Source organism: Hydrogenophaga sp. RAC07 (genome assembly GCF_001713375.1).
In the GTDB taxonomy this organism is placed as follows: domain Bacteria; phylum Pseudomonadota; class Gammaproteobacteria; order Burkholderiales; family Burkholderiaceae_C; genus Hydrogenophaga.
The window spans coordinates 3,255,100-3,280,071 of record NZ_CP016449.1 but is presented as its reverse complement, the minus strand read 5'-3'; the positions used below and the strand labels follow the sequence as shown (position 1 = coordinate 3,280,071).

Below are 24,972 nucleotides of genomic sequence, written 5' to 3'. Positions count from 1 at the left end.
CGGGATATAAGCGAACAGTAATATTTAGCGGCACAATGCGTTGATGCCTTCCGGCGGTGAACCGCCGGCGAAAAACAACATCACAACAGGGCGCGTTCCGGAATCACTGGAACCGCCCTTTTTGTTGAACCGTTCCTTACCCCTGCCCCATGACCGTTTCCACCCAAGGCCTGCACATCCGCACCGGCTCGCGCATCGTCAGCGAGGCGGTGGAGTTGTTGTCGTCGATGCGGTTTTCCATCTCGCTGCTCACGGTCATCTGCATCGCCTCGGTGATCGGCACGGTGGTCAAACAGCACGAGCCCTTCAACAACTACGTCAACCAGTTCGGACCGTTCTGGGCGGACGTGTTTGCCAGCGCCAACCTGACCTCGGTCTACAGCGCATGGTGGTTTCTGCTGATCCTGGCCTTTCTGGTGGTGAGCACCAGCCTGTGCATTGCCCGCAACACGCCCAAGATCCTGGCCGACTTCAAGGTCTACAAGGAAAACATCCGCGAGCAAAGCTTGAAGGCTTTTCCACACCGCGCCGAAAGCACGCTGGTGGAATCGCCGCAGGCCGCGGCCAACCGCATCGGCCAGACGCTGCTGGGCTCGGGCTGGAAGGTCAAGCTGCAGTCGCGCGACACGCCGCAAGGTCAGGGCTGGATGGTGGCGGCCAAGACCGGCGCGGCCAACAAGATCGGCTACATCGCGGCGCACAGCGCCATCGTGCTGGTCTGCATCGGTGGACTGCTGGATGGCGACTTGATGGTGCGCGCGCAGACCTGGTTCAACGGCAAGTCCGCGTTCACGGGTGGTGGCCTGATCGCCGATGTGCCCGCGCAGCACCGTCTCTCGTCCAGCAACCCGACCTTCCGCGCCAACCTGCTCGTGACCGAAGGCACGACCGCCAGCACGGCCATCCTCGCCCAGCCCACCGGCGTGTTGTTGCAAGACCTGCCGTTCTCGGTTGAACTCAAGAAGTTCATCGTCGAGTACTACGAGACCGGCATGCCCAAGCTGTTCGCCAGCGACATCGTGATCACCGATTTCGAGACCGGCGAGAAGAAGGAAGCGCGCGTGGAGGTGAACCATCCGGCGAGCCACCGCGGCATCAACATCTACCAGTCGAGCTTTGATGACGGCGGCTCGCGCGTGAAGCTGCAGGCCGTGCCGCTGAACCGGCCCACGCGCCCCTTCGAGATCGAAGGCACCATCGGCGGGTCGAGCGCGCTGAGCAATGGCGACGACAAGCTGGTGCTGGAATACACCGGCCTGCGCACGATCAACGTGGAAAACTTCGCCGGCATGAACCCGGCCGAGGGTGTGGATGTGCGCAAGGTCGACCTGCGCAGCTCGATCGAAAGCCGCCTGGGCAGCGGCCACAAGACCGCCACCGAGAAGACACTGCGCAACGTGGGCCCGAGCATCACCTACAAGCTGCGCGATGCTGCTGGCCAGGCGGTGGAGTACCACAATTACATGCTGCCGATGGAGATCGAAGGTGCGCGCATGTACCTGCTCGGCCTGCGCGAAACGCCGTCCGATCCGTTCCGCTACCTGCGCATCCCGGTGGACGAGAACGACAGCATGGACGGCTTCGTGCGTTTGCGCGCCGCGCTCGACGATCCGCAGATGCGTGAGCTCGCGGTGCGGCGCTACGCGGTGTCGGCGGTGGAAGACGGACGCCCTGAGCTGGCCGAAGCGCTGGTGGCCTCGGCCACACGCGCGCTGGCCTTGTTTGCCGGCGCCGAGCCCTCGGTGCAGGCGACGCCTGTGGCGGATGGCGCGGGCATCAAACCCCCTGTGATGGGTGGCTTGCAGGCCGTGTCGAATTTCCTCGAAAACAACGTGCCGCAGGCCGAACGCGAGCGCGCTAGTGAGGTGTTGGTGCGCATCCTGAACGGCACGCTGTTTGAGCTGTTGCAGGTCAGCCGCGAACGTGCCAATCTCCCGCCACTGGAGCGCAACGACGCCACGCAGCAGTTCATGACGCAGGCCGTCATCAGCCTGAGCGACACGTTCTTCTATCCCGCGCCCATGACATTCCAGCTCAAGGACTTCACGCATGTGCAGGCCAGTGTGTTCCAGGTGGCGCGGGCGCCGGGCCAGAACATCGTTTACCTGGGCTGTCTGTTGTTGATCGTGGGCGTGTTCGCCATGCTCTATGTGCGCGAGCGCCGTCTTTGGGTGTGGCTTGCGCCGTCGGCCGATCAGTCGTCCACGGCCACCATGGCTTTGTCGTCGAACCGAAAGACGATGGAAGCCGACCGCGAGTTTGAACTTTTGAAGTCCCAGTTGTTGAAGGTGCCAGCATGAATACCGCCACCGCGAACCAGACCATCGAACTGAAAAAAGACCGGGGTGGCCAGGGCCTTGAACCCGGCTACTTCGCTCGCCGCAATGTGTGGGACTGGCTGTTTGCCGCGCTGGTCGTGGCGGGCACCGCCATTGCGTTTGCGCTGTATGGCTCGGCCATGGACGGTTACGAGAAAGCCATCCTGGTGGGGACAGCGCCGTCCCTGATCTGGCTGGCCTGGTTCTGGCGGCCGCTGGGGGCGTTGTCGGTGGTCGTGGCGGCCTTTGCGCTGCTGGCGATCTGGCTGTACCAGACGCCGGCCGGTGGCGCCGATCTGGCGCGCGCCGACCAGGTCTTCATGCTCAAGTACTTCATCTCCAGCCAGTCGGCCATTCTGTGGATGAGCGTCCTGTTCTTCATGAGCACGGCGTTTTACTGGGTCGGCATGTTCACCCGCGCTGGAGACACTTTCGAACTGCTGGGATCGCGCCTGGCCTGGGTGGCTGTGACGCTCGCGCTCATCGGCACCATGGTGCGCTGGTACGAGAGCCACCAGATCGGGCCCGACATTGGCCACATCCCGGTGAGCAACCTGTACGAGGTTTTTGTGCTGTTTTGCTGGATGACGGCGGCGTTCTACCTGTATTACGAAGACCAGTACAAGACCCGGCGCATGGGCGCCTTCGTGATGCTGGTGGTGAGCGCTGCGGTGGGGTTCCTGCTCTGGTACACGGTGATCCGCGAAGCCCATGAAATCCAGCCGCTGGTGCCCGCGCTGCAAAGCTGGTGGATGAAGCTGCACGTGCCCGCCAACTTCATCGGTTATGGCACCTTCGCCATCGCGGCCATGCTGGCTTTCGCCTACCTCATCAAACAAAGCGCGAATGAGACCCGCTGGTACAAGCTCGCGCCGCTGTGGATCCTGGGACTGGTGCTGTGCCTGGAGCCGATCGTGTTCCGGCAGTCGGCGGCCGAGAAGGGCGGCAGCTACTGGTTTGTTTACTTCGGCGTGTCGGCGCTGATCGTGGCCACCATCATGTTCGGGCGCAAACGCATCGCCGAGCGCCTGCCCAGCTTCGAGGTGCTGGACGACGTGATGTACAAGGCCATCGCCGTCGGTTTTGCGTTTTTCACCATCGCCACCGTGCTCGGGGCGCTGTGGGCGGCCGAGGCCTGGGGCGGCTACTGGAGCTGGGACCCGAAGGAGACCTGGGCGCTGATCGTCTGGCTGAACTACGCGGCCTGGCTGCACATGCGCCTGATGAAGGGCCTGCGCGGCACCGTGGCGGCCTGGTGGGCGCTGGTGGGTCTGGCGGTCACGACCTTTGCTTTCCTGGGTGTGAACATGTTCCTCTCGGGCCTGCACAGCTACGGCGAACTCTGATCCCTGCGGAGGGGTCAAGCGGGCAGGGCAGCGCGGCCCTCCCCGGAACTTTGTAAGAATCGCGGCTGTCCGACGACTCACGGCAAGTCCTGCGCGGCATCCTCTGCGCGGGGCGTTGCACAGATCAGGACCGCCCCATGCTCATCCGAACTTCCCAAGACGGCTTCAACCACCCTTTCCCCAGTGAAATCACGGCCAAGGCGGCCTACCAGAACCGGCGACAGTGGCTGCAACGCAGCGCGTTCGCGGCAGCCGCTGTCGGCGGCGTGGCTTCGCTGGCCACCAAGGATGCGTGGGCCCAGTCCGCTGGCCCCACGCCCCGCCCGGGCAAGTTGCTGCCCCTGCCCGGCAAGTCCTCCAGCGTGCCGGGTGCCACCACGGTGGAGAAGCTGACCTCTTACGACGACGCCAGCACCTACAACAACTACTACGAGTTCAGCACCGACAAGGCCGACCCGGCGGTCTATGCCAAGTCGCTCAAACCCCGTCCGTGGACCGTCGCCGTTGAAGGTCTGGTGAACAAACCGGGCACCTTCGACCTGGACGCCTTGCTCAAACTCAGCCCGATGGAAGAGCGCATCTACCGTCTTCGCTGTGTTGAAGGCTGGTCGATGGTGGTGCCGTGGGTCGGTTATTCGATGGCCGAACTCATCAAGCAGGTGCAACCGCAGGGCAGCGCGAAGTTCGTGGAATTCGTGACGCTGGCCGACAACAAGCAGATGCCGGGTTTGAACTCGAACGTGCTGGAGTGGCCCTACGTGGAAGGTCTGCGGCTGGACGAGGCCATGCACCCGCTCACGCTGCTCACCTTCGGGATGTACGGCGAGGTGCTGCCCAACCAGAACGGCGCGCCGGTGCGGCTGGTGGTGCCGTGGAAGTATGGTTTCAAGAGTGGCAAGTCGATTGTGAAGATCCGCTTCACCGACAAGGAGCCGCGCACCGCGTGGAACCGTGCGGCACCGATGGAGTACGGCTTCTATTCGAACGTGAACCCGCAGGTGTCCCACCCCCGCTGGAGCCAGGCCACCGAGCGTCGCATTGGTGAAGAAGGTGGCCTGTTCGCCAAACGCCGACAGACCCAGATGTTCAACGGCTACGAGCCACAGGTGGGTCAGCTCTACGCCGGCATGGATCTGCGCAAGTTCTTCTGATGGAGGCCATTCGTTCGCCGGGGCTCCCGGCTGGAGCCCGCTCCCCCGGTTCGCGCATCAACCGCTGGCTGAGCCACCGCTCTGCCAAGCCCGTCGGGTTTGTGCTGGCTTTGCTGCCGTTCGCCTGGCTGGTCTGGGCGGCGTTTGCCGATCAGCTTGGCGCCAACCCGGCCGAGGCACTGATTCGCTCGCTGGGTGACTGGACCATCCGTTTTCTGGTGCTGGTGCTGGTCATCACGCCGCTGCGCACGGTGAGCGGCTGGGTGGCGTTGGCGCGCCTGCGCCGCATGGTGGGGCTGTTCGTGTTCTTCTACGCCTGCCTGCACCTGCTGGCCTACGCGTGGTTCGACATGGAATTCAGCGTGCCGGGCATCGTGGACGACGTGATCAAGCGCCCGTTCATCCTGGTCGGTTTTCTGGGCTGGTTGCTCTTGCTGGCGCTGGCGGCCACTTCGTTCAACCGCGCCATTCGCGCCATGGGCGCCCAGCGTTGGCAGCTCCTGCACCGCGCGGTGTACGTCATTGCCGGGCTGGCGGTGCTGCACTTTTTCTGGATGCGAAGCGGCAAGAACGACTTTGCCGAGGTGGCGGTCTACGCGGGTCTGTTTGCGGCGTTGCTGGGCTGGCGCCTCTGGCGGCGGCTCTCGAAGCCGCGCGCTGCCTGACGCAACAGATCAGGCCGGCGGCAGCAAGGTTTCCAGGCGCAACTGGTCAGCGGCCGATTCGCGCGCCCTGATCAGCGTGGCAGTGTTGCCATCCACCAGCACCTCAGCGGCCCGACCGCGCGTGTTGTAGTTGCTCGCCATGCTCATGCAGTAGGCGCCTGCCGACAGCACAGCCAGCACGTCACCTGACTGCGCGGCCAGCGCGCGGTCGCGGCCCAACCAATCTCCGCTTTCGCACACCGGGCCGACCACGTCCCAGGTGGTGGGGGCCTCTTCGCGGGGAGCAACTTCCACGATGCGGTGAAAGGCCTGGTACATGGCAGGGCGTGGCAGGTCGTTCATGGCCGCGTCCACGATCAGAAAATTCTTCTGCTCGCCCGGCTTCCGGTACAGCACTTCGGTGAGACACACACCCGCGTTGCCCACGAGTGAGCGACCGGGTTCGATGACGATCTTGCGGTCGCCAAAACCGCGTTCGTCCAGTCGTTTCAGCAGTTGCTGCCAGAGCGCATCGGCCTGTGGGGGTGTGTCGCCGTGGTAGTCGATGCCCAGGCCGCCACCGAAGTCGATGTGCTCGATCGGCACGCCCGCAGCTTCGATGCTCTGCACGAGATCAAGCACCCGGTCCATCGCGTCGAGGTAGGGCCCGGTCTGCGTGATCTGCGAGCCGATGTGGCAGTCGATGCCGACCACGTGCAGGCCGGTGCATGCAGCGGCATGCCGGTAGGTGGCGACCACATCTTCGTGCGCGATGCCGAACTTGTTGCCCTTGAGACCGGTGGAAATGTAGGGGTGGGTCTGCGCGTCCACATTGGGGTTCACGCGCACGCTCACGGGTGCGCGCCGTTTCATGTCGCGCGCAACTTCGTCGAGCACGTCCAGCTCGGCGCGGCTCTCCACGTTGAAACACCCAATGCCGACGTCCAGCGCGCGACGCATCTCGGCGCGCGTTTTGCCCACGCCGGAGAAGATGATCTTGCCTGGCTCCACACCAGCGGCCAGCGCGCGTTCGAGTTCACCACCCGAGACGATGTCCAGCCCGCAGCCTGCACGCACCAGCGTCTGCAGGATGCCCAGCGTGGAGTTGGCCTTCATGGCGTAGCAGATCTGGTGCGAGCGCCCAGCCAGCCCGCGCTGGTAGGCGGCCAGCGCGCCCAGCATGGCTGCGCGGCTGTAGACGAAAAGTGGCGTCCCGTGTTGCTCGGCCAACTTCTTGAGCGACACGCCCTCCATCACGAGTTCGCCCGACTGGTACGAAATGAAAGGGGGCAGGGTCATGGGAGGCTGGCCGGGCAGGGTGGTCATTCTGAGGATCGGAACAGATGGAGGGGGTGCACAGGCCGGCAGCCGGGAGCGCGTTGTGCGTCAGCGCAGTGCGGGGCTGACCGTCGGCGTCGGGGCGATTGTCGTGGCGTTTGTGCTGGCCGGCGTCGGTGTGGCGGTGGGCAGGTACAAAGGCCCTTTTTGACCACAAGCCGACAGCAACAACAGGCCGAGCACCATGCCCACAACCCGCGTGCGTGAAGGGGGGCGGCCTAAAATGCGTGTCGTTCTCAACATGCACCGATTGTAATGACCGACACCGAGTACCAAGACCTGGCAGAGGCGCTGTTGCGCGCGATCGAGTTGGCATGCGATCGCATCAACGATCAAACCGATGCCGATGTCGACAACCAGCGCGTGGGCGGCATGATCACGATGACGTTCGCCAACGGCAGCCAGATCATCGTCAACCTGCAGAAGCCGCTGCAGGAAGTGTGGCTGGCCGCGCGCGCCGGTGGTTTCCACTACCGCCACGACGGGACCGCCTGGATGGATACCAAAGGCCAGGGCGAGTTTCTGGCCCACCTCTCCCGTTTCGCATCAGAACAATCCGGCCAGTCGCTGAGCTTCAGTTCCTGAACAGATCGAGGATGCCGCGCCGGTCTTCCACAACGGGCGCTGCCACTGGCGCGGTTGGCGCACTGGCGGGGTCGACCTCCGGAACCACTGCGCCTGGCCATGGGTCCTGCAAGCCCAGCCCGTGCACGCCGTTGCCGGGTGTGAACTCTTCAAAGTACCACTCGCCACCCACATTGATCACCCCGGGTGGAGGCGTGTACGCCGCCACCGGCACATCCTTGAGCGCCTGAGACATGAACGAAATCCAGATCGGAAGACTCAGCCCGCCACCGGTTTCGCGGCTGCCCAGGTTGCGTGGCGAGTCATATCCCACCCAAGCCGCAGCGACCAAGGTGGGTTGATAGCCCACGAACCAGGCGTCCACCGAGTCGTTGGTGGTGCCGGTTTTGCCAAAGAGATCGGTTCGTTTGAGCGTGGCTTGCGCGCGCGCTGCCGTGCCCGAGCGGGTGATTTCCTGAAGCAGGCTGTTCATGATGAAAGCGTTGCGCGGTTCAATGGCGCGCTGCGCGTCGGACAGCTGTGCCTCCGCCGCCTCGAAGAGTACCTTTCCCTTGTGATCGGCAATCCTTGTGATCAAGGTGGGTGCCACACGGTAACCGCCGTTGGCGAACACGCCGTAGCCCACCGCCATCTGCATCGGCGTAACCGAACCTGCACCCAGTGCCATGGTGAGGTAGGGCGGGTGTTTGTCGACGTCGAAGCCAAATCGTCCCACCCACTGCTGGGCGCTCTGAGTGCCCACCAGTTGCAGCACGCGGATCGAGACCATGTTCTTGGACTTGGCCAGCGCCCTTCGAACCGACATCGGTCCTTCGAACTGCCCGTCGTAGTTCTTCGGTTCCCAGGGTTTGCCGCCGGTGGCGTCGGCGCTGTAGAACAGCGGCGCATCGTTGACGACTGTCATGGGGGTAAGGCCTTTTTCCAGCGCGGCGGAGTAGATGAATGGCTTGAAACTGGAGCCCGGCTGGCGCCACGCCTGCGTCACATGGTTGAACTTGCTCTTCTGGAAATCAAAGCCACCCACCAAAGCGATCACCTTGCCCGTGCGAGGATCCATGGCCACAAAGGCCGACTCCACTTCAGGCAGCTGCGTGATGCGCCAGGTCTTGTTGGCGGTCTGCACCACGCGGATCACCGCGCCGGGCCGGATCTTGACGTTGGGTCCTGCCTTGTCCGACAGCCCGGACTGCACGGGCTTGAGTCCCTCGCCGATGACCTCGAACGGCTCGCCATCCTGCCGCACCGCCAACACACGTTTTGGACCGGCTTCCAGCACCACGGCGGAAAGCAAATCGTCGTTGTCGGGTCGTTCCGTCAGCGCATCGTCAACCGCTTCGTCCAACGCCGCCTTGTCTTTCGGGAGATCAATGAACAGCTCGGGGCCGCGGTAGAACTGTCGGCGCTCATATTCCAGGACGCCTTGGCGCACCGCGCGGTAAGCCGCTTCTTGCTCTGCGGCCTTCAGGGACGTGGTGACGACCAGTCCGCGCGTGTAGGCCTCTTCGCCATACTGCGACACGATGGACTGGCGGACCATTTCGGCCACGAACTCGGCATGCACCTGCGCCACATTGCCCACAGGGCGCAGCTTGAGCTCTTCGGTCTTGGCCACTTCGGCCTGCTCGGCGGTGATGAACCCGTTCTCCACCATGCGGTCGATGATGTGCAACTGGCGAGCACGGGCGCGGCGGGGGTTGCGAACGGGGTTGTAGGCTGAGGGCGCCTGCGGCAGACCGGCCAACATGGCCGCTTCGGCAATGGTCACATCCTTGAGCGCCTTGCCAAAGTACACCTGGGCGGCCGACGAGAAACCGTAGGCGCGCTGACCCAGAAAGATCTGGTTCATGTAGATTTCGAGAATCTGTTCCTTGGTGAGCAAATGCTCCAACTTGAAGGTCAGCAGAACTTCGTAGATCTTGCGTGTGTAGCTCTTCTCCGCAGACAGGTAGACGTTGCGCGCAACCTGCATCGTGATGGTCGACGCGCCTTGGCTCTTGGCCTGGCGCAGGTTGGCCAGCGCGGCCCGGATCATGCCGCGGTAGTCCACGCCGTGGTGCTCGAAGAAGCGCGCATCTTCAATGGCGAGAACCGCGTTCTTCATCACCTCGGGGATTTCGTTGATCGTGAGCAGGTTGCGCCGCTCTTCGCCGAATTCGCCGATCAATTGGCCTTCCGTCGTGAGCACGCGCAACGGCAATTTGGGACGGTAGTCCGCCAGTCCGGCCACGTCGGGCAGATTCGGGTAGGCCACGGCCAGTGCGATGCCCACGGCCATCAGCACGCTTACAACACCTGCCGCCGCCAGTCCGGCCACAGCCACCACCAAGCGTCCCATCCAGATCAGTGCTGTGTGGCCCGCAGATACTGGCTTTGAATTCTTCGAAGGGGTGGGGGTATCTTGGTTGGACATGCAGTCGATCAGGGCCTCAAACCCCGATTATAAAAATGGCGCTCGGTGGCTTGAGCCAGCGTGGTCGGCATATTGTGAGTTGTTGAGCAGCTTGCTGCGCAGCGGTACATGACAAGCGGACAACCCGGTTCATCCACGTGTGATTTTGGCAACGTTTCCAGTTGTCTCAAAGGCAAAATTTCTTTGCTGGACAAAGAGCTTGCTGCTAGCATTCAAGTGAATTCTTAAGTCTGATGCCGTCGGGTGTCATCATATCGGGGGGTCATCTTGATCTCATTGGGGTCGTTATTCAGCCGTGAACCGGCGCCCATGTTGGGCATTGACGTGAGTTCGTCCAGCGTCAAGCTGGTGGAGCTTTCCCGCAACCGATCCGTTGATCTGGTGCTGGAGCGCTGCGCCATGGAGCCGCTGGAGCGAGGCTGGATCACCGACGGCAACATCGAAAAGTTCGACGAGGTGGCCGAGGCCGTTCGGCGAGTGGTGCGCAAGAGTGGCAGCAAGACCAAGAACGTCGCACTGGCACTGCCGGCATCAGCCGTGATCACCAAAAAAATCATCCTGCCTGGCGGCTTGTCCGACAAGGAGTTGGAAGCCCAGGTGGAGTCGGAAGCCAATCAATACATTCCCTTCTCGCTGGACGAAGTGAGTCTGGACTTCTGCGTGATCGGGCCCAGTGCCAATTCGGTGGGCGACGTCGAGGTCTTGATTGCCGCCTCGCGCAAGGAAAAAGTGTCGGACCGTCAAGGTCTGGCCGAAGCTGCTGGCCTCAAACCGGTGGTGATGGACGTGGAGTCCTACGCTTCCCGCATGGCCGCCGGCCGCGTGATCGAGACATTGCCCAATCAGGGCATCGACTCCCTGGTGGCATTGTTTGAGGTGGGCGCTCTGACCACCAGCATGCAGGTCATGCGCAACGACGATGTTCTCTACGAGCGCGACCAGGCTTTTGGTGGCGCGCAGTTGACGCAGTTGATCGTTCGACAGTACGGATTCTCGGCTGACGAAGCCGAAGCCAAAAAGCGCTCGGGAGATCTGCCAGACGACTACCGCGCGGCTGTGCTGGACCCTTTCATTGAAAGCATGGCGCAAGAGGTGGGCCGCGCATTGCAGTTCTTCTTTACCAGCACGCCGTACAACAAGGTGGACCACATCTTGTTGGCTGGTGGCAGTGCTGCGTTGCCAGGCTTGACCGAGGCCGTGACGCACCAGACGTCGTTTGCCTGCATGGTCATCAATCCCTTTGACGCGATGGAAATGGCGTCGTCCATCCAGGCCCGCAAGATCTCGCGCGAAGCGCCTTCCTACTTGACCTCCACCGGGTTGGCCTTGCGGAGGTTCTACCAATGATCTTGATCAACCTGTTGCCTCACCGCGAGGCGGCCCGCAAGCGGCAAAAGGATCAGTTCTTCACCCAGCTCGGTCTGTCCGCGCTGCTCGGAGGCATTGTCTGCGGCGCCGTGTTCACCTGGTACCAAGGTCAGATTGCTTCGCAGCAGGAGCGCAACGCCTTTCTCCAGGCTGAAATCACCCGGCTGGACGCTGAAATCAAGGACATCGCCGGTTTGCAGAGGGAGATTGCTTCGCTGCGTGCCCGGCAGACCGCCGTGGAAGATCTTCAAGGCGACCGCAATATTCCTGTTCATTTGCTCGACGAACTGGTGACTCAGTTGCCCGATGGCATCTACCTCAAGTCGATGAAACAAGAAGGTCAGAGCGTTCTGTTGAACGGTGTCGCGCAATCCCAGGAGCGCGTGTCAGACTTGCTGCGCAACCTTGCCAACAGCAGCCCTTGGTTGACCCGGCCAGAACTGATCGAGATCGTGTCGTCCAGTGTCGCAGTGACTGCACGAGACCAGCGCCGCGTGTTCAATTTCTCCATGCGCGTCGCGCTCAAACGCCCCTCCGCCAACGGTGGCGCTCCCACCAGTCCAGCCGGCGCACCCGCCGCGCCGGGCAAGGTCTGATCTGAGGGCACACATCCATGGCCAAATCGCCCAGCATCAATGTGGACTTCAAGGGAGTCCAGGAAAAACTCAAGGGCCAGTTCACCGGACTGGACCCGAACGACCCATCACAGTGGCCAGGACTGCCGCGCAACCTGCTGTTTGTGGCGGTTTGCGTCGCGGTCATTGCCGGCTTGTGGTTTGCCTGGTTGAAAGATTCGGACGAAGAGTTGATCGCCGAGAAGGCCCGAGAGCAACAGCTGCGCGAGGACTACAAGAAAAAGGCCATTCAGGCGGTGAACCTGGACGCCTTGCGAAAACAGCTGGAACAAGTGCAGCAGTACGTCACCCAGCTGGAAAAGCAGTTGCCCAGCAAGGCCGAGATGGATGCCTTGCTCTCGGATATCAACCAGGCGGGCTTGGGCAGAAGCCTTCAGTTTGAATTGTTCCGCCCAGGGCAGATCAGCGTGAAGGAGTACTACGCTGAATTGCCCATCTCCGTGCGCGTGACGGGTTCGTACCATGACATCGGGCTGTTCGCGGCCGACATCGCCAATCTTTCCCGCATCGTGACGCTCAACAACCTGACGTTGACGCCCGTGACCAACCGCGAAGGCATCCTCACCATGGACTGCATCGCCAAGACCTTCCGTTACCTGGATCAAGAAGAAATTGCTCTTCAACAGAAGGCACAGGGAGCCAAGAAGTGATGTCTTCCTCCCACACCAAGCTTATCTTGAGCATCGCTGCGATCACTGTGCTTTCTGCGTGCACTTCATCGGGGCAAGACGAACTTCAAGCCTGGATGCAAAGCGAGCGCAACAGCATCAAGCCCTCCGTTCAGCCCATTCCAGCGCCCACCAAGTTTGAACCCCAGGCTTATCTGGGAGAGCGGGCAACGCCACCGTTCAGCATCGAGAAGCTGACCAGTGTCCTGCGCGGCAGTCAGTCCGCACCGGTGGTCAACGCCGCACTGATCGAGCCTGAGCTCAACCGGCGCAAACAACCGCTGGAGGCCTATCCACTGGACACCATGTCTCTGGTCGGCAGCCTGAATCGGGATGGTCAGTTGGTGGCGTTGGTGAAAGTGGACAACCTGCTGTACCAAGTCAGGCCGGGCAATTACCTGGGCCAGAACTATGGACGGGTGACCCGCATTTCCGAGACCGAGGTGATCTTGCGCGAGATCGTGCAGGATTCCGGCGGCGAATGGACCGAGCGCCCCGCAGCGTTGCAGTTACAAGAGGGATCTTCTAAATGAACAAGCCAATCAAGGCAACCGTGGTTTCTTCCGTGCAGTGGGGCTTGCTCAAAGGCGCCGTCGTTGCGTGCATGGCATTCTCGACCGTGTGGGCGCAAGCCCAGAACGCCATCCAGTCGCTGACGGGTGGGGTGCAAGGCGGCGTTGAGATCATTCGCATCAACACGGCGCAGCCACTCACGGCTGTTCCCACCGGCTTCACGATCCAGGCACCTGCGCGCATCGCCCTCGACTTTCCCGGTGTGGCCAATGCCATTGGCCGAAGCACTGTCGACATCAATGAAGGCAATCTGCGCTCGGCCAATGTTGTGCAAGCCGGTGACCGGACCCGTGTGGTCATCAACCTGAAGCAAGCGGCATCCTACGAAACCAAGATCGAAGGCAATTCCCTGCTGGTTGTGCTGCAGCGGTCCGAGGCGGTCACAGCGGTGACTGCACCCCCGGCCGTCTTCTCTGAAAGTCGCAACCGCGATGTGGCGTCGCTTCGGGACATCGATTTCCGCCGCGGTGTGGGCAACGCCGGCCGTGTGGTCGTGGAGTTGGCCAACAACCAGGTGGGCGTCGACATTCGCCAGCAAGGTCAGAACCTGGTGGTCGAGTTTCTCAAGACCTCCTTGCCCGAAGGCCTGCGCCGTCGCCTCGACGTCAGCGACTTCGGCACGCCGGTTCAAAGCGTGACGACCTCCCAGGCAGGTGACCGTGTTCGCATGGTGGTGGCACCCACCGGCAATTGGGAGCATTCGGCCTACCAGAGCGACAACCAGTTTGTGCTCGAAATCCGCGAGCAGAAGATCGACTCCAGCAAGCTGACACAAGGTCCTGGCTACAACGGCGAGAAGCTCTCGCTCAACTTTCAAAACATCGAAGTCCGTTCGTTGCTGCAAGTCATTGCCGACTTCACCAATTTCAACGTGGTGACGTCCGACTCGGTCACTGGATCGGTGACGCTGCGCCTGAAGGATGTGCCGTGGGACCAGGCGCTGGACATCATTCTCCAGGCCAAAGGTCTGGGCATGCGCAAGTCTGGCAATGTGTTGTGGATCGCACCCAAAGACGAGATTGCCGCGCGAGAGAAGCAGGACCTTGAAGCCCGTGCATCGACAGAGAGCCTGGAGGCTTTGCGCACACAGGGTTTCCAGATGAACTACGCCAAGGCGGTGGACATCGCGGCGCAACTAACCTCGTCAGGCAGCGGCGGCGGTGGTAGTGGTGGCAACAGCGCCCGTATCCTGTCCGATCGCGGCAGCGTGATCTCCGAGCCCCGGACCAATCAGCTGTTCGTGACCGACATCCCGTCCAAGCTGCAGCAGGTTCAAGACCTGATTGCCAAGCTGGACATTCCGATTCGCCAGGTGATCATCGAAGCGCGCATCGTCGAAGCAGACGACAGCTTCGGCAAGTCACTGGGTGTGCGGCTGGGCGGTGGTGTTCGTGGATTCGGTGTGGGCTCGGTCAACGGCAACGCGGTGCAGGGCAACTTCGGCTCCACCTACGGGGCGGTGTCCACGGGCCCGACGCAGACTTCCCAGCCTTTTGTGAGCCTTCCGGCCAATCCGAGCAATGCGCTGGCAGCTTCGTACGCGTTGTCGCTGTTCAGCCCGAATGCATCACGTTTCCTGAGCCTGGAGATCTCGGCGCTCGAATCCGATGGCAAGGGACGCATCGTGTCGAGCCCGCGTGTGGTCACTGCCGATCAGGTGAAAGCCCTCATCGAACAAGGCACGGAGTTTCCCTACCAAACGGCCACCTCCAGCGGAGCCACGGCCATTGCGTTCCGCAAGGCGAACCTGAAGCTGGAAGTCACGCCACAGATCACGCCGGAAGGCAACATCATTCTGGACCTGGACATCAACAAGGACAGCCGTGGTGAATCGACACCCGACGGCATTGCCATCAACACCAAGCACGTGCAAACCCAGGTGCTGGTGGAGAACGGTGGCACCGTGGTGATCGGTGGCATTTTCGAGCAGACCGAGCGAGACCAGGTGAACAAGGTGCCGCTGCTGGGAGACCTTCCTGGCGTGGGCAACCTGTTCAAGTCGCGCGAGCGGATCAACAACAAGTCGGAACTGCTCATCTTCATCACTCCGCGCGTGCTGGGTCGATCCGCGATCAATTGAGCGCCACCTCCTGTTTCCTGATCGGCTTGCCCGGCTCGGGCAAGTCGACGGTGGGTAGGCAGCTGGCCCGCCGCATCGATCTCCCCTTTTTTGACTCCGACCACGTGATCGAACAGCGATTGGGCTGTTCGATCCGCGAGTTTTTCGAGCGCGAAGGGGAAGACCGCTTTCGAGACATCGAGTCGGCGATCCTGGACGAACTCACCGCCGGGCCTGCCTGTGTGGTGTCCACCGGTGGTGGATCTGTGTTGCGCAACGAGAACCGGGAACACCTCCACCAGCGCGGCTCCGTTGTGTACCTCCGCTCGACGCCCGAAGAGGTGTTCCGTCGGCTGCGATACGACCGCAACCGTCCCCTGCTGCAGGTGGCAGACCCCTTGCAGCGACTGAAAGATCTCTATTCGGTGCGTGATCCTCTGTACCGGGAGACAGCGCATTTCGTGATTGAGACCGGCAGGCCTTCGGTGGCCATGCTGGTGAACATGATCGTGATGCAGCTGGAGCTTGCCGGCGTGGTGGCGCCCGGCGCAGTGCCACCCCAGCACTGAGCCAGGCGGCCGGCACTCCGGCAGTCAGGGCATAAACTCGGAGCCCATGACGACACAAGCCACCTTCCCCGCGCACGAGCGTGTGAGCATTGCCCTCGGTGATCGGAGCTACCCCATCGACATCGGATCGGGCCTGCTCGATGCTGCGGACAGTTTTGCGAATCTGCCCACCGCGCACAGCGCCATGATCGTGACCAACGAAACGGTCTCGCCGCTGTATGCCCAGCGCCTTGAAAGGGCGCTCGCGCCACGTTATCCCCGCATTCACACGGTGTGCCTGCCCGACGGCGAAGCCCACAAGAACTGGGAGACCTTGAATCAGATCTTTGATGCGCTTCTGTCCCAAGGCTGCGACCGCAAGACGGTGATGTTCGCGCTGGGCGGTGGCGTCGTGGGTGACATGACGGGCTTTGCCGCGGCCAGCTACATGCGTGGCGTGCCGTTTGTTCAAGTGCCGACCACGCTGCTGGCGCAGGTGGATTCGTCGGTCGGAGGCAAGACGGCCATCAACCACCCGCTGGGCAAGAACATGATCGGGGCCTTCTACCAGCCGCAGCTGGTGTTGTGCGATCTGGATACGCTCAGCACCTTGCCCTCCCGCGAACTCAGTGCGGGGCTGGCCGAGGTCATCAAATACGGCCCGATTGCCGACATGGCCTTCTTCGACTGGATCGAAGCGAACATGGATGCGCTCATCGCACGCGACCCCGCCGCGCTGGCTCATGCGGTCAAACGCAGCTGTGAGATCAAGGCCTGGGTGGTGGGGCAGGACGAGCGCGAGGCCGGCCTGCGCGCCATCCTGAACTTTGGACACACCTTCGGCCACGCCATCGAGGCGGGGATGGGCTACGGTGCCTGGCTGCATGGCGAAGCCGTGGGTTGCGGCATGGTGATGGCGGCACGGCTCTCTCAGCGGCTGGGCGGGGTGGATGCGGCCTTTGTTGAACGCCTCACGCGCCTGGTGCAAGCGGCGGGACTGCCCACGGTGGCGCCTGTGCTGGATGTGCAAGACAACCTGGGCCGATACCTCGCGCTGATGCAGGTCGACAAAAAATCGGAGGCCGGCGAGATCAAGTTCGTGGTGCTGGACCGCCCGGGCAGCGCGGTGGTGCGCGGCGCGCCCGATGCGCTGGTGGCGCGGGTGATCGCTGACAGCGTGCGGCTCTGATGGAGCGGCTGCCGAAGCCACCGGTGCCCGGCCTGGCCGCGTATGCGTGCGACCCGGCTCGCAGCCGGGGACGCCGTTACCCGGAAGCGGAGGCGCCCACGCGCACCGCCTTTCAGCGTGATCGCGATCGTGTCATCCATTCCACGGCATTTCGCCGCCTGGTCTACAAAACCCAGGTGTTTCTGAACCACGAAGGTGACCTGTTCCGCACCCGCCTGACCCATTCTCTCGAAGTTGCGCAGCTCGGGCGCAGCATTGCGAGGTCGCTGCAGCTCAACGAGGATCTGGTGGAAGGCATTGCGCTGGCGCACGACCTGGGGCACACCCCGTTCGGACACGCGGGCCAGGACGCATTGAACGCCTGCATGCAGTCCCTCTCTCCCAGTGACCTGGCGGAGAACGGCGGCGGTTTTGAGCACAACTTGCAGAGCTTGCGCGTGGTGGACGAGCTTGAGGAGCGGTACCCGTCGTTTGACGGACTGAACCTGTGCTTCGAGACCCGCGAGGGCATCCTCAAGCACTGCTCGCGCGCCCACGCACAACGGCTTGAACGACAGGAGCCCAACGGCGTGGCGGCCCGATTTCTCAACGGTGGATCGCCGAGTCTGGAAGCGCAGCTGTGCAACCTCGCCGATGAGATCGCCTACAACGCACACGACATCGACGACGGAGTGCGCTCGGGTTTGCTCACGTTGGAGCAACTCGACGACGTGCCCCTGTTCGCGCATTACCGGCAGCAGGCGCTGAAAGCGCACCCCACGCTGGCTGGCCGACGCCTGTTGTTCGAATCGATCCGCCTGATGCTCAGCGATCAGGTCTACGACGTCATCGACCACACCCGCCTGCGCCTGGAAGAGCACGGTTTGATCGATGCCGATGCTGCACGCCGTCTGCCTTTGTTGGTGGGGTTCTCACCCGAGATGCGCGACCGTTCGCAGGTGCTCAAGACCTTCCTGTTGCGCAACCTCTACCGCCACCCCCAGGTGATGGAAACCACCGGCCGTGCGCGGCAGGTGGTGAGCGATCTGTTCGACCGTTACCTGAGTGCGCCGCAGGAACTTCCCGAGGCGCATGGCCGCAGCCAGCAGCACGCGCGCGCCGTGGCCGACTACATCGCCGGCATGACCGATCGTTTCGCCATCCGGGAACACGAGCGTCTGTTCGGAACCGTGGTCTTTCCCTGAGCCGAACCGGTCCCGCCGCGCCATGACGCCCCGCGAAGACCCGGCTTCCCGGCGGACCGCCGCCATCGTGTTTGCCGTGGGCGTCTCCTGCGCCCTGCACATCGGCAAGTTGCCGGTCGCCATTCCCGTTTTGCGCGACGCCCTGCAACTCACGCTGGTGCAGGCGGGCTTTCTGTTGTCGCTGGTGCAGCTCGCCGGCATGACCCTGGGTCTGGCGGTCGGGCTCATGGCCGACCGGCTCGGGCCAAGGCGAGTCATGTTGATCGGCCTGGTGCTGCTCGGGCTGGGCAGCGCGCTGGGCGCCGTGGCGCCGGGCATCGAGGTGCTTCTGGTGTCCCGTGTGGTGGAAGGCGTGGGTTTTCTGCTCGCGGTGCTGCCCGCGCCGGGCCTGTTGCGCCGGCGCGTGTTGCACGCGCCCACACTGTCGCGTGCTTTGGGTTGGTGGGGCGCTTACATGCCGCTGGGCACCGCGCTGGCGTTGTTGCTGGGCGGTGCGCTCATTGGGCAGATCGGTTGGCGATGGGTCTGGTTGGCGCTGTCGTTGATGTCGCTGGCCTCGGTCGTGCTCCTGGCGCGCAGCGTCGCGCCCGAGAAGATGTCGGCCGCCAAGGGAGCTGAAGCCTGGGGCCCGCGTTTGCGGAAAACACTGAAAGCGCCGGGACCCTGGTGGGTGGCGCTCGCGTTCTTTCTGTATTCCGGCCAATGGCTGGCGGTCATCGGGTTCTTGCCTTCCATCTATGCGCAGGCCGGATACACGGCGGCGGCGGTGGGTGGCTTCAGTGCACTGGCCGCCGGCATCAACATGGTGGGCAACATCGGCGCTGGCCGGTTGCTGGCGCGGGGTGTGCGCCCTGGCGTGTTGTTGGCCAGTGGTTTTTGCGCCATGGGGCTTGGCTCCGTGATCACGTTTGCAGCGGCAGGGCATCCCGTGGCGCAATACCTGGCCGTGCTGGTGTTCTCAGGCGTGGGCGGGCTGATCCCCGGCACCTTGTTCGGTCTGGCGGTGGTGCTGGCGCCGGGCGAAGACACCGTGTCCACCACGGTCGGCTGGATGCAGCAGTTCTCGGCTCTTGGCCAGTTCATCGGCCCGCCGCTGGTGGCCTGGGTCGCCACCCTGGCCGGTGGCTGGCAGTCCACCTGGTGGGTCACGGGCGCTTCGTCTGTGCTGGGGCTGCTGCTGGCTGGCCGCCTGCAAGCGGCGTGGCACCAGCGGGGTGGTGTCTAATCGGGGTCAGTCTAATCGGGGTCAGATTCCAATTTCCCAGCTTCCCAAACGCCATGGCCCGCCTTCCTCGCCTCACCGTTGCCGGATATCCCCACCACGTGATCCAGCGCGGCAACAACCGCCAGCCCATCGTCAAGACCGATGCCGACCGCGAGGTGCTGCTCGAACTCATGGGCGAAAACGCGAAAAAGCACCAGGTGGCGATCAACGCCTATGTGCTGATGGACAACCACTTCCACTTGCTGCTCACACCCGAGACAGGCGAGGGTGTGCCGCTGATGATGCAGGCGGTGGGCAGGCGCTACGTGCGGTACTTCAACGACCTGTACCAGCGCACCGGCACGCTGTGGGAGGGGCGGTACAAGTCCACCCTGATCCAGACCGACCGTTACCTGCTGGCCTGCATGGCGTACCTGGACCTGAACCCCGTGCGCGCGGGCATCGTCAACGATCCCAAGCAATACGTCTGGTCCAGCCACCGCCACTTCATCGGACAGACCAGCGACCGGCGGGTGACGCCCCATCCCTTGGTGTGGAGTCTGGGGAACACGCCCTTTGCGCGGGAGGCGGCCTACACCGAATTGGTGCGTGCCGGGCTCGCCGCCGATGCACAACAGGCGATCACGCACGCCACACTGCACGGCTGGGCGCTGGGCGACGAAGGCTTTGTGGAGACCCTGCAGAAGCAGACAAGTCGGCGAATCAGCGAAGCGCGCGCCGGTCGACCTCCGATGCCACCTTCGGACGGAGGCTGATCACGATGTGCGGCGGTGCAGCTCCGCTCGGACTTGATCTGTCCCCAATTAAGATCGATCTGAAAATCGTGCGCACGAAATTGGAATCTGACCCCCATTAATCTGCTTGGCATTGTTGTTGCAATGCAATATGCTCCCCAGTCCGCGATTTGCATCAACGCCCCACGAACCGAGAAGGAAGCGCCATGACCACGGCAGCCGAGCAACAGCACCTCCAGCAACACGGTCTGTACGACCCTTCCAACGAGCACGACGCCTGTGGCGTCGGTTTCGTGGCGCACATCAAGGGCGAAAAGAGCCACGGCATCGTGCAGCAGGGCTTGAAGATTCTGGAAAACCTGGACCACCGGGGCGCGGTCGGTGCCGACAAGCTCATGGGCGACGGCGCAGGTCTGTTGATCCAGTTGCCCGACGCGCTGTACCGGGAAGAAATGGCCGCGCAGGGCGTCACCCTGCCGCCGGCCGGCGAGTACGGTGTCGGCATGATCTTCATGCCCAAGGAGCACGCGAGCCGTCTGGCCTGCGAGCAGGAAATGGAGCGCGCCATTGCCGCCGAAGGCCAGGTGCTGTTGGGCTGGCGCAATGTGCCGGTGAACCGCGACATGCCGATGTCGCCCACCGTGCGCGAAAAGGAACCCATCATTCGCCAGGTCTTCATCGGCCGTGGCAACGACGTGATCGTGCAGGACGCGCTGGAGCGCAAGCTGTATGTGATCCGCAAGACGGCCAGTGGCGCGATCCAGCGCCTCAAGCTCACGCACAGCAAAGAGTATTACGTGGTCAGCATGAGCAGCCGCACCGTGGTCTACAAGGGCCTGCTGCTGGCCGATCAGGTGGGCACCTACTTCCGCGATCTGCAAGACGAGCGTTGCGTCTCTGCCCTCGGTCTGGTGCACCAGCGCTTCTCCACCAACACCTTCCCCGAATGGCCACTGGCCCACCCCTACCGCTATGTGGCGCACAACGGCGAGATCAACACCGTCAAGGGCAACTACAACTGGATGAAGGCGCGCGAGGGCGTCATGTCCTCGCCCGTGCTGGGCGCCGACCTGCAGAAGCTGTATCCAATCAGCTTTGCCAGCCAGTCCGACACCGCCACGTTCGACAACTGCCTGGAGCTGCTGACCATGGCGGGTTACCCGCTGGCCCAGGCCGTGATGATGATGATCCCCGAGCCCTGGGAGCAGCACACCACCATGGACGAGCGCCGCAAGGCGTTTTACGAATACCACGCCGCCATGATGGAGCCGTGGGACGGCCCGGCTTCCATCGTCTTCACCGACGGCCGCCAGATCGGCGCCACGCTCGACCGCAACGGCCTGCGTCCTTCGCGTTACTGCATCACCGACGACGACTTCGTGATCATGGGCTCCGAGTCCGGCGTGCTGCCCGTGCCCGAAAACAAGATCGTGCGCAAGTGGCGCCTGCAGCCCGGCAAGATGTTCCTGATCGACCTGGAGCAGGGCCGCATGATCGACGACGAGGAGCTCAAGGCCAACCTCGCCAACAACAAACCCTACAAGCAGTGGATCGACAATCTGCGCATCCGCTTGGACGATGTGGACACCCCGGTGGCCGGTGAATCGGCGCAAGAGCAGCGCATCAGCGCCACCGAGCCGCAGACTGGCGGCATGGAAAACGTCGCCCCCGAGTTGCTGGACCGCCAGCAGGCGTTTGGATACACGCAGGAAGACATCAAGTTCCTGATGAGCCCCATGGCCGCCAATGGCGAAGAGGGCATCGGGTCCATGGGCAACGACAGCCCGCTGGCCGTGCTCTCCGACAAGAACAAGCCGCTGTACAACTACTTCAAGCAGTTGTTCGCGCAAGTGACCAACCCGCCGATCGACCCGATCCGCGAAGCGATCGTGATGTCGCTGGTGTCTTTCATCGGCCCCAAGCCCAACCTGCTCGACATCAACCAGGTCAACCCGCCGATGCGCCTGGAAGTGAGCCAGCCCGTGCTGGACTTCGCCGACATGGCCAAGCTGCGCGACATCGAATCGGCCACGCAGGGCAAGTTCCGCAGCCACACGCTGGACATCACCTATCCCGCAGACTGGGGTCGTGAAGGTGTTGAAGCCAAGCTGGCCTCGTTGTGCGCCGGCGCGGTGGACGCGATCAAGAGTGGCAAGAACATCCTGATCATCAGCGACCGATCGATCAGCGCCACGCAGATCGCCATTCCCGCGTTGCTGGCTCTGTCCGCCATCCACCAGCACCTGGTGCGCGAAGGTCTGCGCACCACGGCCGGCCTGGTGGTGGAAACCGGTACTGCGCGCGAAGTGCACCACTTCGCTGTGCTCGCGGGCTACGGCGCCGAGGCCGTGCACCCCTACCTGGCCATGGAAACGCTCAACGCGATTCACAAAGGCCTGCCGGGCGACCTGAGCGCCGAGAAGGCGATCTACCAGTACGTCAAGGCCATCGGCAAGGGCCTGTCCAAGATCATGTCCAAGATGGGCGTGTCGACCTACATGTCCTATTGCGGCGCGCAGCTGTTCGAAGCCATCGGCCTGAACAGCGCCACCGTGGAGAAGTACTTCACTGGCACCTCCAGCCGCGTGGGCGGCATTGGCGTGTTCGAAATCGCCGAGGAAAGCATCCGCATGCACAAGGCGGCCTTCGGCGACGACCCGGTGCTCGCCACCATGCTCGACGCCGGCGGCGAATACGCCTGGCGCGCCCGCGGTGAAGAGCACATGTGGACGCCCGACGCCATCGCCAAGCTGCAGCACAGCACGCGCGCCAACAACTGGAACACCTACAAGGAATACGCGCAGCTCATCAACGACCAGAGCCGCCGCCACATGACCCTGCGCGGCCTGTTCGAGTTCAAGATCGATCCCGCCAAGGCCATCCCGATCGACGAAGTGGAACCGGCGAAAGAGATCGTCAAGCGTTTCGCCACCGGCGCCATGTCGCTCGGCTCCATCTCCACCGAGGCGCACGCCACGCTGGCCGTGGCCATGAACCGCATCGGCGGCAAGAGCAACACGGGCGAGGGCGGTGAAGACGCGCTGCGTTACCGCAACGAGCTCAAGGGCATCCCGATCAAGCAGGGGCAGACCATGTCCGACCTGCTGGGCAAGGACACCTTTGAAGTCGACTACGTGCTGCAGGCCGGCGACTCCATGCGCTCCAAGATCAAGCAGGTGGCCTCGGGCCGTTTCGGTGTCACGGCCGAGTACCTCAACAGCGCTGACCAGATCCAGATCAAGATGGCCCAGGGCGCCAAGCCCGGCGAGGGCGGTCAGCTGCCCGGCGGCAAGGTGAGCGACTACATCGGCAAGCTGCGCCACAGCGTGCCGGGCGTGGGCCTCATCAGCCCGCCGCCGCACCACGACATCTACTCCATCGAAGACCTGGCGCAGCTGATTCACGACCTGAAGAACGTGGCGCCGCATTCCAGCATCAGCGTCAAGCTGGTCTCTGAAATCGGTGTGGGCACCATCGCCGCGGGCGTGGCCAAGTGCAAGGCCGACCACGTGGTGATCGCCGGCCACGACGGTGGCACCGGCGCTTCGCCCTGGTCGTCCATCAAGCACGCCGGCAGCCCGTGGGAAATCGGTCTGGCCGAAACGCAGCAAACGCTGGTGCTCAACCGCCTGCGCAGCCGCATCCGTGTGCAGGCCGACGGCCAGATGAAGACCGGTCGCGACGTCGCCATCGGCGCGCTGCTGGGCGCCGACGAATTCGGCTTCGCCACCGCACCGCTGGTGGTCGAGGGCTGCATCATGATGCGCAAGTGCCACCTCAACACCTGCCCGGTGGGGGTGGCCACGCAAGATCCGGCGCTGCGCAAGAAATTCAGCGGCAAGCCCGAGCACGTGGTGAACTACTTCTTCTTCATCGCCGAAGAAGTGCGCCAGATCATGGCGCAGCTGGGCATCCGGAAGTTCGACGACCTGATCGGCCGCGCCGACCTGCTCGACATGAAGCAGGGCGTCGAACACTGGAAAGCGCGCGGCCTTGACTTCAGCCGCCTGCTGGCCCTGCCCAACGTGCCGGCCGACGTGCCGCGCCTGCACACGCAGGAGCAGGAACACGGTCTGGACAAGGCGCTGGACAACATCCTGATCGCCAAATCGCGCGCGGCCATCGACAAAGGCGAGCGTGTCCAGTTCATCGAGGTGGCGCGCAACGTCAACCGCTCGGTGGGCGCCATGCTCTCGGGCGCGGTGACCAAGGTGCACCCCGAGGGGCTGCCGGACGATTCCATCCGCATCCAGCTCGAGGGCACAGGCGGCCAGTCGTTCGGCGCTTTCCTGGCCAAGGGCATCACGCTGTATTTGATCGGTGATGCCAACGACTACACCGGCAAAGGCCTCTCCGGTGGCCGCGTGGTGGTGCGCCCGAGCATCGACTTCCGTGGCGAAGCCGCGCGCAACATCATCGTTGGCAACACCGTGATGTACGGCGCCACCACCGGTGAAGCCTTCTTCAGTGGTGTGGCCGGCGAGCGCTTCGCGGTACGCCTCTCCGGTGCCACGGCGGTGGTCGAAGGCACGGGCGACCACGGTTGTGAATACATGACCGGCGGCACCGTGGTGGTGCTGGGCAAGACCGGGCGCAATTTCGCCGCCGGCATGAGCGGCGGCGTGGCCTATGTGTACGACGAAGACGGTCAGTTCGCCAAACGCTGCAACACCGCCATGGTCAGCATGGAGAAAGTGCTGTCTGCCAAAGAGCAGGAAGCCACCATGGACAAGGCGATCTGGCACCGCGGTCAGAGCGACGAAGCGCAGTTGAAGAAGCTGCTCGAAGAGCACAACCGCTGGACCGGCAGCAAGCGCGCGCGCGAACTGCTGGACACCTGGGCGCAGTCGCGCGAGAAGTTCGTGAAGGTCTTCCCGAACGAGTACAAGCGCGCGCTGGGTGAAATCCACGCCCGAAAGAACGCTGCTGAGGTGACCACCAAGGCCCAGGCCACGGCGAAAAAAGCCACCGTCGCCGCCAAATAAGCCAACGCAATC

19 protein-coding genes are annotated in these 24,972 nt (G+C 63.2%); 16 read left to right on the top strand and 3 right to left on the bottom strand.

Annotated features, from left to right (window positions below; all coding sequences use genetic code 11):
• Window positions 1-149: 149 nt before the first annotated feature.
• The 4 genes from BSY239_RS15375 (at window position 150) to BSY239_RS15360 (ending at window position 5,480) form a co-directional block, all read left to right on the top strand.
• On the top strand, window positions 150-2,300 hold the full coding sequence (locus tag BSY239_RS15375) for a cytochrome c biogenesis protein ResB (protein WP_069047561.1): 2,151 nt from the start codon (window positions 150-152) through the stop codon (window positions 2,298-2,300).
• Window positions 2,297-3,664: a c-type cytochrome biogenesis protein CcsB gene (gene ccsB, locus BSY239_RS15370; RefSeq protein ID WP_069047560.1), complete on the top strand. Its 1,368-nt coding sequence runs from the start codon at window positions 2,297-2,299 to the stop codon at window positions 3,662-3,664. The genes BSY239_RS15375 and ccsB overlap by 4 nt, the downstream gene beginning before the upstream one ends.
• A gap of 137 nt (window positions 3,665-3,801) precedes the next feature.
• Window positions 3,802-4,815: a protein-methionine-sulfoxide reductase catalytic subunit MsrP gene (gene msrP, locus BSY239_RS15365; RefSeq protein WP_069047559.1), complete on the top strand. Its 1,014-nt coding sequence runs from the start codon at window positions 3,802-3,804 to the stop codon at window positions 4,813-4,815.
• Window positions 4,815-5,480: a sulfite oxidase heme-binding subunit YedZ gene (locus tag BSY239_RS15360; protein WP_069047558.1), complete on the top strand. Its 666-nt coding sequence runs from the start codon at window positions 4,815-4,817 to the stop codon at window positions 5,478-5,480. Before msrP ends, BSY239_RS15360 begins: the two co-directional genes overlap by 1 nt.
• 9 nt (window positions 5,481-5,489) lie before the next feature.
• On the opposite strand, the gene lysA is transcribed toward BSY239_RS15360, so the two are convergent.
• Both lysA and lptM read right to left on the bottom strand, forming a co-directional pair.
• Window positions 5,490-6,758: a diaminopimelate decarboxylase gene (lysA, locus tag BSY239_RS15355; protein ID WP_156775619.1), complete on the bottom strand. Its 1,269-nt coding sequence runs from the start codon at window positions 6,756-6,758 to the stop codon at window positions 5,490-5,492.
• 87 nt (window positions 6,759-6,845) lie between these two features.
• A complete protein-coding gene (gene lptM, locus BSY239_RS23075) occupies window positions 6,846-7,040 on the bottom strand; it encodes an LPS translocon maturation chaperone LptM (protein WP_083240003.1) in 195 nt (64 codons plus the stop codon).
• A gap of 12 nt (window positions 7,041-7,052) precedes the next feature.
• Between lptM and cyaY the strand changes: the two genes are divergently transcribed.
• Window positions 7,053-7,382 (top strand): iron donor protein CyaY, encoded by a 330-nt coding sequence (gene cyaY, locus BSY239_RS15350; protein ID WP_069047556.1) that lies wholly within the window; start codon window positions 7,053-7,055, stop codon window positions 7,380-7,382.
• On the opposite strand, the gene BSY239_RS15345 is transcribed toward cyaY, so the two are convergent.
• Entirely contained in the window at window positions 7,372-9,792 is a 2,421-nt protein-coding gene (locus BSY239_RS15345; RefSeq protein WP_442905751.1) for a penicillin-binding protein 1A, read from the bottom strand. The genes cyaY and BSY239_RS15345 overlap by 11 nt on opposite strands.
• Before the next feature lie 267 nt (window positions 9,793-10,059).
• On the opposite strand from BSY239_RS15345, the gene BSY239_RS15340 reads away from it, so the two are divergent.
• From BSY239_RS15340 to BSY239_RS15290, 11 genes are all read left to right on the top strand, one after another.
• Window positions 10,060-11,139 carry a pilus assembly protein PilM gene (locus BSY239_RS15340; protein WP_069047555.1) on the top strand — a complete coding sequence of 360 codons (1,080 nt, stop codon included), beginning with the start codon at window positions 10,060-10,062 and terminating at the stop codon, window positions 11,137-11,139.
• A complete protein-coding gene (locus BSY239_RS15335) occupies window positions 11,136-11,756 on the top strand; it encodes a PilN domain-containing protein (protein WP_069047554.1) in 621 nt (206 codons plus the stop codon). Before BSY239_RS15340 ends, BSY239_RS15335 begins: the two co-directional genes overlap by 4 nt.
• A 17-nt stretch (window positions 11,757-11,773) precedes the next feature.
• Window positions 11,774-12,445, top strand: a complete 672-nt coding sequence (locus tag BSY239_RS15330; protein ID WP_069047553.1) for a type 4a pilus biogenesis protein PilO — start codon at window positions 11,774-11,776, stop codon at window positions 12,443-12,445.
• A complete protein-coding gene (locus tag BSY239_RS15325; protein WP_069047552.1) occupies window positions 12,445-12,996 on the top strand; it encodes a pilus assembly protein PilP in 552 nt (183 codons plus the stop codon). Before BSY239_RS15330 ends, BSY239_RS15325 begins: the two co-directional genes overlap by 1 nt.
• On the top strand, window positions 12,993-15,116 hold the full coding sequence (gene pilQ, locus BSY239_RS15320; RefSeq protein WP_069047551.1) for a type IV pilus secretin PilQ: 2,124 nt from the start codon (window positions 12,993-12,995) through the stop codon (window positions 15,114-15,116). The genes BSY239_RS15325 and pilQ overlap by 4 nt, the downstream gene beginning before the upstream one ends.
• Complete coding sequence (locus BSY239_RS15315) at window positions 15,113-15,664, top strand: shikimate kinase (protein ID WP_236944080.1); 552 nt, start codon at window positions 15,113-15,115, stop codon at window positions 15,662-15,664. Before pilQ ends, BSY239_RS15315 begins: the two co-directional genes overlap by 4 nt.
• Window positions 15,665-15,710: 46 nt before the next feature.
• Window positions 15,711-16,832, top strand: a complete 1,122-nt coding sequence (aroB, locus tag BSY239_RS15310; protein WP_069047550.1) for a 3-dehydroquinate synthase — start codon at window positions 15,711-15,713, stop codon at window positions 16,830-16,832.
• Window positions 16,832-18,016, top strand: coding sequence for a deoxyguanosinetriphosphate triphosphohydrolase (locus BSY239_RS15305; RefSeq protein WP_069047549.1), 1,185 nt, complete (start codon window positions 16,832-16,834; stop codon window positions 18,014-18,016). The genes aroB and BSY239_RS15305 overlap by 1 nt, the downstream gene beginning before the upstream one ends.
• A gap of 22 nt (window positions 18,017-18,038) precedes the next feature.
• The gene (locus BSY239_RS15300) at window positions 18,039-19,241 is read left to right on the top strand and encodes an MFS transporter (RefSeq protein ID WP_069047548.1); all 1,203 of its coding nucleotides are present in this window, start codon (window positions 18,039-18,041) and stop codon (window positions 19,239-19,241) included.
• A gap of 53 nt (window positions 19,242-19,294) precedes the next feature.
• Window positions 19,295-19,996, top strand: a complete 702-nt coding sequence (locus tag BSY239_RS15295) for a transposase (RefSeq protein WP_069047547.1) — start codon at window positions 19,295-19,297, stop codon at window positions 19,994-19,996.
• Window positions 19,997-20,181: 185 nt separating this feature from the next.
• Window positions 20,182-24,960, top strand: coding sequence for a glutamate synthase-related protein (locus BSY239_RS15290; RefSeq protein ID WP_069047546.1), 4,779 nt, complete (start codon window positions 20,182-20,184; stop codon window positions 24,958-24,960).
• The last annotated feature ends 12 nt before the right edge of the window (window positions 24,961-24,972 follow it).